This is a genomic window from Streptomyces sp. NPDC002573 (assembly GCF_042889625.1).
GTDB lineage: Bacteria > Actinomycetota > Actinomycetes > Streptomycetales > Streptomycetaceae > Streptomyces > Streptomyces gibsoniae.
Genome location: NZ_JBIARC010000138.1, coordinates 1 through 11,356, shown reverse-complemented (window position 1 = coordinate 11,356; position 11,356 = coordinate 1). Strand labels below are relative to the sequence as shown.

General features: G+C 68.4%; 8 protein-coding genes and 3 pseudogenes. 8 read left to right on the top strand and 3 right to left on the bottom strand.

The features are described 5' to 3' along the window. Positions 1-80 precede the first annotated feature (80 nt). From ACFYX0_RS44960 to ACFYX0_RS44945, 4 genes and pseudogenes are all read left to right on the top strand, one after another. Complete coding sequence (locus tag ACFYX0_RS44960; RefSeq protein WP_388980887.1) at positions 81-224, top strand: hypothetical protein; 144 nt, start codon at positions 81-83, stop codon at positions 222-224. A 15-nt stretch (positions 225-239) separates the two neighbouring features. Further along, positions 240-728 (top strand): annotated as a pseudogene (locus ACFYX0_RS44955) (recombinase family protein); the annotation flags it as partial. 574 nt (positions 729-1,302) lie between these two features. After that, entirely contained in the window at positions 1,303-2,301 is a 999-nt protein-coding gene (locus ACFYX0_RS44950) for a group II intron maturase-specific domain-containing protein (RefSeq protein WP_388980884.1), read from the top strand. 81 nt (positions 2,302-2,382) lie between these two features. Further along, a pseudogene (locus ACFYX0_RS44945) lies at positions 2,383-3,135 on the top strand (transposase); the annotation flags it as partial. A gap of 278 nt (positions 3,136-3,413) precedes the next feature. On the opposite strand, the pseudogene ACFYX0_RS44940 reads toward ACFYX0_RS44945, so the two are convergent. Continuing rightward, positions 3,414-3,641: pseudogene (locus ACFYX0_RS44940) on the bottom strand (transposase); the annotation flags it as partial. A gap of 175 nt (positions 3,642-3,816) precedes the next feature. Beyond that, complete coding sequence (locus ACFYX0_RS44935) at positions 3,817-5,094, bottom strand: vanadium-dependent haloperoxidase (RefSeq protein ID WP_388980882.1); 1,278 nt, start codon at positions 5,092-5,094, stop codon at positions 3,817-3,819. A gap of 874 nt (positions 5,095-5,968) precedes the next feature. Here ACFYX0_RS44935 and ACFYX0_RS44930 point away from each other — a divergent pair. From ACFYX0_RS44930 to ACFYX0_RS44915, 4 genes are read left to right on the top strand one after another with little or no spacing between them, the layout of a single operon-like run. Further along, entirely contained in the window at positions 5,969-6,751 is a 783-nt protein-coding gene (locus ACFYX0_RS44930; protein WP_388980879.1) for a TnsA-like heteromeric transposase endonuclease subunit, read from the top strand. Then, positions 6,717-8,801: a Mu transposase C-terminal domain-containing protein gene (locus ACFYX0_RS44925; protein ID WP_388980876.1), complete on the top strand. Its 2,085-nt coding sequence runs from the start codon at positions 6,717-6,719 to the stop codon at positions 8,799-8,801. The genes ACFYX0_RS44930 and ACFYX0_RS44925 overlap by 35 nt, the downstream gene beginning before the upstream one ends. Beyond that, the gene (locus tag ACFYX0_RS44920) at positions 8,792-9,847 is read left to right on the top strand and encodes a TniB family NTP-binding protein (protein ID WP_388980873.1); all 1,056 of its coding nucleotides are present in this window, start codon (positions 8,792-8,794) and stop codon (positions 9,845-9,847) included. Before ACFYX0_RS44925 ends, ACFYX0_RS44920 begins: the two co-directional genes overlap by 10 nt. After that, positions 9,844-10,749 carry a hypothetical protein gene (locus ACFYX0_RS44915; protein WP_388980871.1) on the top strand — a complete coding sequence of 302 codons (906 nt, stop codon included), beginning with the start codon at positions 9,844-9,846 and terminating at the stop codon, positions 10,747-10,749. The genes ACFYX0_RS44920 and ACFYX0_RS44915 overlap by 4 nt, the downstream gene beginning before the upstream one ends. 23 nt (positions 10,750-10,772) lie before the next feature. On the opposite strand, the gene ACFYX0_RS44910 is transcribed toward ACFYX0_RS44915, so the two are convergent. Then, positions 10,773-11,180: a class I SAM-dependent methyltransferase gene (locus ACFYX0_RS44910; protein WP_388980869.1), complete on the bottom strand. Its 408-nt coding sequence runs from the start codon at positions 11,178-11,180 to the stop codon at positions 10,773-10,775. Positions 11,181-11,356: the final 176 nt, after the last annotated feature.

Here is an 11,356-nt window from a genome sequence, read left to right as displayed (position 1 = left end):
CACATCACCCCCGCAGCCGCACGACAGGGAAGCGACCGCACCCGTGATCATGCCGCACCCAGCCGACCCGACGTCACGAATTGCGCACCAGAGTCCGCTACCTACGCAAAGCCCCTGACCACGGCGCGGCTTACGAGATCGTCGAGCACGAAGCGGCGCTGGTGGCCGAGCTGTTTCGCCGCTACGCCGACGAGGGCGCCTCGATCGCCGAGTTGACCCGCTAGCTCACCGGCACCGGCACCCCGACCCGCACCAACAAGGCCCGGTGGGACCGCAGCGTCGTGTGGGGCATGCTCCGCAATCCCGCCTACATGGGGTCGGCCGTCTTCGGCAAGACGATGATCGTCCACGAGTCACCCGGTCTGAACCGCGTCGCCCGTCTCGAGGGCCGCTCCACCCCGCGCGCCGTCAAGGCCGTCGACCGTCCCCGCGAGGAGTGGATCGAGATCCCGGTCCCCGCGATCATCAGCCGTGCCACGTTCGAACGCGCAGCTCAGCGCCTGGCCGACAACAAAAAGTATGCCTCCCGCAACAGCAAGGTTCCCTCCCTGCTCCAGGGCCTGGCCGCCTGCGCCGGCTGCGGATACGGCTACTACCGCACCTCGACCCGCACCAAGAACCGGAAGATCTACTACTACCGGTGCCTGGGCTCCGACGACTACCGCTATGAGGGCGGCCGCATCTGCCCCAACAAGCCCGTCCGCGCCGACTACCTCGATGCGGTCGTCTGGGAGCACATCACCACTCTCCTCGCCGACCCGCACCTGATCCGCGCCGAGATCGACAAGCGCCTGGAGCGGGCTCGCACCTCCGACCCCGCCCTACGTCAACGCGCCCGCCTTGAGCTGGCTCTGGCCAAGGCCACCACCGCCATCACCCGCATGATCGAGGCCTTTCAGGAGCAGCTGATCACCATCGACGAACTGCGGTCCCGGATGCCCGACCTGCGGGCTCGCGAGTCCAACCTCCGCGGCCAACTCGATGCTCTTGAAGCCCAACTCGCCGACCGCGACGCCTACCTCAAACTCGCCGACGACCTGGAAGGCTTCCTCGCCCAGCTCCGCACCAGCGCCGCCACAGCCGAGGTCCCCGAGCGCCAGCGCGTCCTGCGACTTCTGGTCAAAGACGTCCTCATCGGCCCCGAAAAGATCACGATCCGGCACCGCATCCCCGTCCGCGAACGGGCCACCGATGGTGATCGACAACACGACTCCACCGATACAGAGGGTGACACGCGCCTGAGTTATCCATTGCGTTGGGGGCGTGATCAGCCCCGTGCTCCTGAACGTCGCTCTCCATGGGATGGAGGCGGCCGCGGGCGTGCGTTACTACCCGACCGGCCCCCGTGCCGGTCAGAGCATGCCCGACAGCCCGGTCGTGGTCAGATACGCCGACGATCTGGTGGCCATGTGCCACAGCCGCGAAGCGGCTGACCAGGTCAAGGCGCGGCTTGCCGCATGGCTTGCGCCGAGGGGGCTGGTCTTCAACGAGGACAAGACACGCATCGTCCACGCGGAGACCGGCTTCGACTTCCTCGGGTTCAACGTGCGCCGCTATCGAAGCGGCAAGCTGCTGATCAAACCGAGCACGACGCCCGTCAAGCGGATCCGGGAACGGCTACGAAGGGAGGTCCGTGCCCTCCGCGGCGCTCCTCCCCTCGCGATGCTGCGGACGATCAATCCGATCGTCCGCGGCTGGTCGGCCTACTACCAGACAGTGGTGTCCAAGGACATATTTGCCTCCCTGGACAGCTACTTGTGGCAGCTCACCTACCGGTGGGCGCTGCCCAGGCACCCGAAGAAGTCGAGGCACTGGATCGTTGACCGGTACTTCGGCCGCTTCAACACGGCCAGGCAGGACCGATGGGTGTTCGGCGACCGGGAAGCCGGCGCCTACCTCGTCAAGTTCGCCTGGACGAAAATCATCCGGCACCAACTGGTCAAGGGCACGGCGTCCCCGGACGACCCGGCCCTGACCGACTACTGGGCCCAGCGGCGACGCAGGACCGCCCCGCTCCCTCTGGACCGGGCGACCCTGAGACTCCTGCAGGAACAGAAGGGCCGCTGCCAGATCTGCGGCCAACTGCTGCTGCACGCCGACCGGTCTCCGCAGTCCCCGACCGGGTGGGAGCAGTGGCTCCGCACCACCCGAACAGCGATGAAGGCACGTCACATCGCCTATCAGGGAGTAGGAACGCCGGGTGGGGTGCAACTCCGCCTTGCCCACGCCTCGTGCATCCGACGCAATAGAGCGGACAGCGCGAGAAATCAGCACACCCGAGAGCCTTCAGGGCTTGCTTGAGCCGAGATGCCCGGAAATCGGGCACGTCCGGTTCTGAGGGGGCCCTGGTGCAGTAATGCACCGGGGCTACCCGACAAGCGTATCGGGTCCTATCCGCATGTCCGTGTCGAGGGCGGTGGCGGCGGGGTCGTCTCGCAGGCCGGTGCGGTGCTGCTGGTCGAGACGGTCCGCAAGTCCGGTCTGGATGCGGCGATATCGCAGGCGTTGGCGCCGTGGCGGAAGGCCCGGGCGGTGCACGATCCGGGTAAGGTCCTGCTGGATTTGGCGCTCGAGGTGGCACTGGGCGGGGACTGCCTGGCCGATGTGGGCCCCCTGCGGGCCGAGCCCGCCGTGTTCGGGCCGGTGGCCTCCGATCCCACGGTCTCCCGGCTGATCAGCAAGCTGGCGTCGGGCGGGCATCGGGTCCTGGCCGCGCTGCGCACCGTCCGTGCCGAAGTACGCAAACACGTCTGGCGGTTGGCCGGTGACGTGGCACCGGACGCGGGCGGGCAGGTGATCATCGACATCGACGGCGTCCTCGTCCTGGCGCACTCCGAGAAGCAGGACGCCGCCGCGACCTGGAAGAAGACGTTCGGCCACCACCCGCTGATGGGGTTCGTCGACCACGGCCGCGGCGGGTCCGGCGAGCCGGTCGTGGGCTTGCTGCGGCCCGGCAACGCAGATTTTAATATCGCCGCCGACCACATCGAGGCCACCAAGCTGGCTCTGGCTCAACTGCCGAAGCGGGTGCGGCGCGGCCATCAGACGCTGATCCGCACCGACTCCGGCGGCGGCACCCACGAGTTCGTCGCCTGGCTCGCCCAGCGCGGTCGGTGGCTGTCGTTCTCGGTCGGCAAGGTCAGGGCCCTGGCGTCTCTCTCTTGATCATCAGATCCGCCGTTAGTTTTACAGGCCCACTCCGTTGGGAAATCCGTAAAGCGGTGATGATGAGTGTGCCGGGCTGCCATGATCGGCCTGTTCTCTGATCGAGGGTGGGGCTGGTCGCCGCGGCCCCCGCCCTCGCCGACGCCTCGCCCTCGGCGAGCCCGTCGGACGACAGATGTCGTTGGAGCCGCGGGCTGATCGTGGAGTGCCGGAGAGACTGCGCGGGTGGTGCGGGCTTCGTTCCCGAAGCGGCGGGGTTCCCAGAGTCGGGCCTTGCCGGTGAGGGCGAGCATGGGCATCCAGGCCAGGAGGTCGAGGGCGATCTGGACGATCTCGAGCCAGATCTTGTTCTGGGCTGTTGTGTGCAGTGGCAGGTTGCGCTGGCCGGCGGCCCGGATCCGGTCCTCGGCCCGGGCCCGCAGCCGGTGACGCAGCTTGAGAGCGGCGATCGGCCGGTCAGGGGTGTTGGTCGCGAAGTAATCCGTCTGCTCGTCAATGGCCTGCGGTTTCTTGGGGACACGGCGGAAGGACTGGAAGGTCCCACGACAAGTAGGGTCGCGATCGGGGTGCCGACGGTGTTGGTGGCGAAGCAAGTGATCCGCATGCCGTCGGCGTCGGGTGATGCGCAACTGGGCGCCGGGGTGCGGACGGTCAGAGGTGACCGGCTACGAAGTTGGCCACTTGCGTGCCGAGTTGCTGGCCCGCGCGGTTGTCGATGGAGGTGTGCTGGCCGGACCAGATCCGGCTGAGCCACGCTTCGGTGGCGGCGTCCTGGAAGCCGGCGAAGGTTCGGGTGATGCCTTTCGACGTCACCGCGAGATGATGGCGCGCACCGTAGAACCCGGCGAGCGTCGTTGCCGCCGCCTGACTGAGGGCGCCGTGAGCGCCGGGGTAGGACGGATCCGGGGCGGTCGTCAGCAGGGAAGTCCAGTTGGGATCGCCGACGATGCGCGGGTTGTAGTGCGTACCGCCGAGCCGGATGGCCGTCACGGGCCGCCATACGCGGTAGGTGTACTTGGCGTCGTACATCGCGATCGCGGTGTCGGCGAGGGACAGGTCGAGCCGGGCGAAGACCTTCACCGCCTTCTCCAAGCTCGCGTTCTCGGAGGTGACAAGGTTCTGCGCGATCTGGTTCCAGAGGTTCCAGACGGGCGCCGCCGCCCAGAACTTCGCGGCCGCGGTCTGATCGGGGGTGCGGGTGGTACTGGTCTTGCTCCCCAGGTTCTTGACCTCGTTCAAGGCGGTGGCGTACGCGTCGCTGCTCACGGCTGGCGGCGCTGCCGGGCGGAACTGGCGTCCGTTGGCCAGTACGAACGGCTTGACCGAGCCCCAGTTGGTGAACACCGGTGTCGGGAAGTCGGGAGGGGCGGGCCGGTAGTCACCGGCCTTGTCGCCGGGACGGAACCGCGGCGGCTTCGCTGAGGACCCGTCGTGGGACCGCAGGCTGAGCAGTCGGCGGGCGACCTCGGCTCCCACACGCATGCCCGCCTGCTTGCCGGGGCCGTTGGGTATCGCGGACAACTGGCTGCTGAGCCGCTGGTCCACGCCTGCGCGCTTGGCCGGGTACAGGGCGACCAGGACATCGTGGGCTGCCTGGTCCGCTGCGGCATCCGCACGAGCGCCGCGCGGCGCCGACACCGAGAACAGGTAGGCGGGGCCGGACCGGGTGATCGACACCACCGCGTCGTACTCGGCAGCCTGGAGGAGCGCGAAGCTGCGCGTGGGCTGGACAGTGGCCGGCTGCGCCTTCGGATCGCCGAGAATGGTGATGAGCTCGCGGTTCCATTCCACAACCGACGTCCCCGACCCCGTGGCCGCGGTGGTCGTAACCGACGAGGGAGCGGCGCCGGCCCCGAAGGCGGGGCTGGTGAGTCCGGCTGCCAGCGCGGTTCCGGTCAGTGCGGCGAGTGCCTTCTGCTTTCCACCCATGTTCTCTGGCTCCTTGTCGCTGGTGGCGACCGTGGCCGTACACGTCGCCAGTTTGGGCCGCGACGGACCACACGATCAGCGGACACCACGGATCGAGCGGGGAGTCCGCGATGCGTGCCGCAAAAAAAGCACACCGGACATCCGCTCCGGAGTGGGACGGGGGATCACGAAGCCGGTTCCCGCCCGACTGATGCCTGTGCTGGGCCGGTCGTTGAAGAATGCACGACCGGACTCGCCGGGATAGCCGGGATACCGGCTCATGAGGCGGCACGCGTCACCCACACCAACGTTTCGGAGGGCCGACCGGGTGCGCATGTCCTGCAACCCGATCACCTCTCAGCGTCATCAAGGTCGCTTGCCAAGTACAGCCTGCAGGGACCCGATCCACGCCGCAACTCTGGCATCGTGGTCATAGGCCCGGGTCGCATACGGCGGTAGCGCATGCGAAGCTGCCGTAATCGGGGACCTCACCAATGGATCAGCGACTCCCCAGGCGAACCAGTTGGAGTGGACGGGACCAGAGTACCCGGGGCCAACTGAGAGAAGAGGTCCGCTGAGGTCGTTTCCTGCGTCTGCCTGGATGCGCAGTCCGACACCATGGAGCGCTCATGTGCCGGCGGTTTCCGCCGTGCCGCTTGCTGCTGCAAGCGGCTGTCCCAGCCGGACGACTTCGTCCGCCTGTGCCAGGCCCACATCTGGAGCGCTGTTGTCCTGCCTCTGTGATGTCCGGGCAGTCTCGGAGATCTCCGGGCATCTGAGCTGACGTCTCAGTCATCCCCGGGCATTTAGTGGGGTGTCTCGGTCTTCTCCGGGTACGCCGCCGCGGCTGTGCCTACGGTCGTCGTGGCTGGTCGGCGTCGTTCCGGAGGCCCGGATGGATGCGTGTGAGGTGTCGGCGGAGGACGTCGAGTTGGAGTACGTCAGCGCGGGCGGGGTCCGTGAGCGCGGGCCGCTGGGGTGTCTGTGGTCGGTCCGGTTCGAGTCGGTACGGCCCGAGCGCCGGTTCCCGGCTTTCCGGGGGCAGGGCAACTGGTGCGGCTGGTACTGGTCGGCGACGTGTGGCGGGCATGTGGGCTACGAGTCGTGGCTGGAGCGCGATCGCCTGATGCTGCTCGACTTCGACCCGCTGGTGACAGGCATGTCCTCACAGCCGTTCCGGCTGTCCTGGGCGGAGCCTGGAGGGAAGCGGGTGCGGCACACGCCGGACTTCTTCGTCCGCCGGACCGACGGCACGGCCCTGGTGGTGGACGTGCGCCCTGATGAGCGGATCGAGCCGCAGGACGCGGTGAAGTTCGCGGTGACCGCGGCGGCTTGCCGGTCGGTGGGCTGGGACTTCGCCCGGGTGGGGACGCCGGATGCGGTGCTGATGGCGAACGTGCGGTGGCTGGCCGGCTACCGACATCCGCGGGTACACCACCCTGACGTCGCCGATCGCCTGGTGGAGGTATTCGCTGACGGCGCCGGTCTACTGGACGGGGCTCGGAGGGTGGGTGATCAGATCGCGGTGCTGCCGGTGCTGTTCCACCTGCTCTGGCGCCGGATTCTGACCACGGACTTGGAGAGCGGGCTGCTGTCGGCGGACACGCAGGTCCGGGACGGTGAAGTGCGGGAGGGAGGCGGGGATGCCGTCGCGTCCGCGGCTGCTGCGAGCGGGTGACCTGGTCCGCTTCGACGGACGGCTGCATACGGTCGCCGCGTTGGAGGGGACTGCGGTCCGGCTGGTCGACGAGGGCCAGTCAGCGAGCGTGGTGATGCTGGCCCATCTGCTGTCCTCCACCGGCTTCGAGGTGGTCACACCGGCCTCGGTGCGGACGGTCGTCCCACCGGCTGGAGCCCTGGCAGGACTCCCAGCCAGGGCGGTTAAGCGGGCCGAGTGGTGGCAGCGGCACCTGGTGGAGATGCTCACCGGGCGGCCTCTGGACGATCTGCACGGCCCGGTGAAACCCGAGTACGACCCGGCGGTCTGGTCCCTGCGTCAGCGGGAACTGGCGAAGGCAGCCGAGCTGGCGGCGGCGGGGACGGCGGTGTCGCTGACCGTCCTACAGGACATGCGGGCTCGGTTCGAGCGGGAGGGAGTGCTCGGGCTGGTCGACCCGCGGCTGCGGACCGTCTCGGACGGCACGGGCCGCACCGACCGGCGGGTGGTCGAGGCCCTTCGGAAGATCGTGGACGAGCAGACAGACCGGTCCACGGTCTCCGCGCAGGTGCTGCGGCGCCGAATGGAACGCCTCCTGGAGGCCGAACACGGCCCCGGAGTGGTGCCACTGCCGTCGCGCGCGACGTTCTACCGGCTGCTGAATGCGGTCAGCTCCGGGCGGCACACGCTGGGCTCGGCCCGCACCCGCCGCTCGCTGGCCAAGCAGCCGGACGGCATGTTCGGCCAGCTCACCGCGGCCCGGCCGGGCGAGGTGATGGAGATCGACTCGACCCCGCTGGACGTGCTGGTCGTTCACGACGACGGCACGGTGGACACCGTCGAGCTGACCGGCATCGTCGACATCGCGACCCGCACGCTGGCCGCGGCGGTGCTGCGGCCGTCGACGAAGGCGGTGGACGCAGCCCTGCTGCTGGCCCGGGCGATGACGCCGGAGCCGATGCGTCCGGGCTGGGCGGACGCCCTGCGGATGTCCCGCTCGGTGCTGCCGCACACCTCGCTCATTGCGCTGGACGAACGCCTGGCCCAGGCGGCAGCCGTCCCCGTGATCACGCCGGAGACGATCGTCTGCGACCGGGGCAAGGCCTATATCTCTGACACGTTCCGCTCGGCCTGCCAATCGCTGGGCGTCTCCTTCCAGCCAGTCCACCCCGATACCCCGACGGATAAGCCGCACATCGAGAAGACGCTGGGCTCGGTGGCCACGATGTTCGTCCAGCACCTTCCCGGCCACAAGGGACGCAGCACCGAACACCGCGGCACCGATCCTGCGGCGGAGGCGGTCTGGACGATCCACCAGCTCCAGGAGCTGCTGCAGGAGTGGATCGGCCACTGGCAGAACCGGCCGCACGACGGGCTGCGGGACCCGCTGATGCCCGGCAAGGCCTTGAGTCCGAACGAGAAGTACGCGGCCCTGGTCGCGGCGGCCGGGCACGTCCCGGTCGCGCTCGGCCCGGAGGAGTACATCGAGCTGTTGCCCCGGCACTGGCGGACGATCAACTCCTACGGCATCCGCATCAACCACCGCACCTACGACAGCACGGAGTTGAACCCGCTCCGCCGGCAGCCGTCCGGCGCCGGCCCGGACGGGCGGAGCTGGGAGGTCCACTACGACCCCTACGACATCTCCCGCATCTGGGTACGCGACCACCGCGAAGGAGGCTGGATCACCGCCATCTGGCGGCACCTTCGCACTGCCCCGATGCCGATGGGCGAACTGGCCTGGGATCACGCCCGCCGCATCCTGGCCCAGCGCGGCACCGACCCGGCGACCGAGGACGAGATCGCCCAGGCCGCCGTCGCCCTGCTGGACCGAGCCGCCGACGGCCCGGAGGTCAAACCCGCGAAACCGTCCCACGCATCGCGCCGAGACCGCCGTGACCGCAAGGTCGCCGCCCGGACCCGGGCCACCGCCGAACCCTCCTGGCCCCGGCCGGACGAGCCAGCCGAAGAGCCCGCGGCCGAACCGGTGGAGTCGGATGAGGACGAACTCGCCGACGTGATCCCGCTGGAGATCTTCGACGCACGCAAGGAGGCCGAACGGTGGTGGTGAACACGCCGGAGTCGGACGGCGAGGACGTGCCGGAGCTTGGCGAGGACCGCACGGACCCGTCCACGCGGCTGGAGGGCTGGCGCCGGTTCGTCGAAGAAGACCCGGCCGTCTTCGACCTGCTGCCCGAGCAGCAGTGGCAGGACTTGAGCCCGCCGATGCGGGATGCCTACGACGAGGCCCGCATTGCCTACCACTCCGAACTCCAGGTCGTGCGCACGTCCGCGGTCAAGGAGATCGCTCACCAGGGACGGCTGCTGACCCTGCTCAACCAGCGCGAGCACGGCGCCCGCCGCGGGATGGTCGTCTCCGGGGAGTGGACCACCGGGAAGACGACCGCGCTCAAGCAGCTCGGCCGTCTGCACGAACTCCGCGTCCGGCAGCGGTTCCCGGGCAGCGACCGCATCCCGGTCGTCTACATCACCGCCCCGCCCAAAGGCTCCCCGCGCAAACTCGCCATGGAGTTCGCCCGGTTCCTCGGCCTGCCCGTGATCGGTCCGAGGCACAACACCATCGACGTCACCAGCACGGTCTGCCAGGTGCTGATCGAGGCCCGCACGGACCTGGTCCTGGTCGACGAAATCCACCTGCTCAACCACGCCACCATCGCCGGTGAAGACCTCTCCGACCATCTGAAGTACTTCACCGAACACCTGCCCGCGACCTTCGTCTATGCCGGCATCAACGTCGAGCAGTCCGGGCTGTTCACCGGCATCCGCGGCAAGCAGCTCGCCGGCCGCTGCATCCTCATCCGCACCGGCCCCTTCCCGCTCAACGCCGAGTGGCGGTCCCTGATCGCATCCATGGAGAACACCCTCCGCCTGCACCGACACGAGCCCAACACCCTGGTGAAGATGGCGAAACACCTGCACCAGCGCACGGGCGGCATGATCGGAAGCCTCTCCCACCTGATCCGGGCCGCGGCCATCTCCGCGATCCTCGACCAGAGCGAACGCATCACACGGGCCACGATCAGGAACATCCGCATCGACCACAGCAGCGAATCCTCCGGACACGGCCGCCCTTCGTCCCTGCCCCGCACCGGGTGAACGTGTTCCGGCCGGCCCTGATCCGTCCTCTGCCCATCCCACTGCCGCCGTTCCCCGGCGAGTGCGAATCGTCCTACTGGTCCCGGCTGGCCCTGGCCAACCATGTCTCCCTGGCCCGGCTGGGGGCCCCGTCACGCTGGCTGGAGTCCCGCCTGACCAGCATCGATGCCCTCTGCATCCTCAGCGGTCAGTCTCGACAGCACCTGGCCCGCACGCTCCCCGACCTTCAGACCGACGACCGCTCTGCGGACCCGCCCACCATCCCGGATGATCACGTTCTTCGCTGGGCCTGCCGCCGCTGCGTCATCGCGCGCACCGGCGCGACGCTTCCCGCCCAGATCTGGGCACCCGTCCACGTCAACGTCTGCATCCGCCACAAACTCTGGGTCGGCCTGCACGTCCACGCCCCCGAACAGCAGCTCGATCTGGCCCGCACCCCTGACGTCGTTCGAGCCCAGCAGCAGTACTGGCGCCTTCGCCGACGTCACGGCCCGGCCCTCATCGACATCTGCGAAGAGGTCACCGGCGGGCTCTGGGCCGGCCTCGCCCACCGCCATTACCGGCTCGTCCACCGAGCCGAGATCCTTCACGACCTCGTCCGGAGCAAAGGGACCGAAGTCGAGCCGGACATGAAAGCACCCTGGCTCACAGCAGCCGGATTCCCCGAACGCGTCGCCCTGATCCACATGTTCACCTCTCCCCAGTGGAGAAAACTGGCGATGGACGACGACTTCTACATCTCCGCCAAGAGCATCGCCAAGTTCCACCAGCGCTTCCCCACCGAAGGTCCGATCCGCGGGACCAGCCGCGTCTGGCTCACGAAGACCGTCAAGTCGTCCGCCGCAGAGATCGAGTATCGGCTCGGCAACCCCGAAGGCATCCCCACACTCATCGCCAACTGAGACAGCCCCCACCCCTCCGCGTGTCAGTCAACTCCGCGCTCTGCCTCACCTTGAGCGAGACGGGACAATGAGGCATCCGCTCGTGCCAGCACCCACTGCCACGACTCTCCCTCGCCTTGGCTGATGTGTTCATCGATCAGCAGGGTGAAATGGGCATCGGCAAGATGGCGCCGATTGATATCCATACCGTGGCTGGCGAAGAACATCGGGACTCCGAGCCACTGCTCGACTTCGTTGCGCGAGCCGCCGGTGCCGAACGAGGCCAACAGGAGACCGCCGGGACGCAGCCAGGACGCAGCCTTCGCGACCATCGCCTGGTGCTCGTCGAGGGGGATGTGGTTGAAGCAGTAGAAAGCGGTGATCGCGTCGAAGGACTCCGCGGGTAGCTCCAGCGCGGTCATGTCCGCCTTGAGGAACCGGGCATTTGGCACCCGAGCAATTGTCAATTCCTGTGGATCGCTGGGTTAGGGCGAGGGGTTGGCGCCTTGGATGACTTGCCATCCGGAGGCCAAGGTGCCCGAAGTGAGATGCTGGACGCCATCTCCTCGGAGAGCCACGAAAGCGGTGAGGCCAGTGTCGAGTTCTGCCACTCGATGCCCGTAGACGA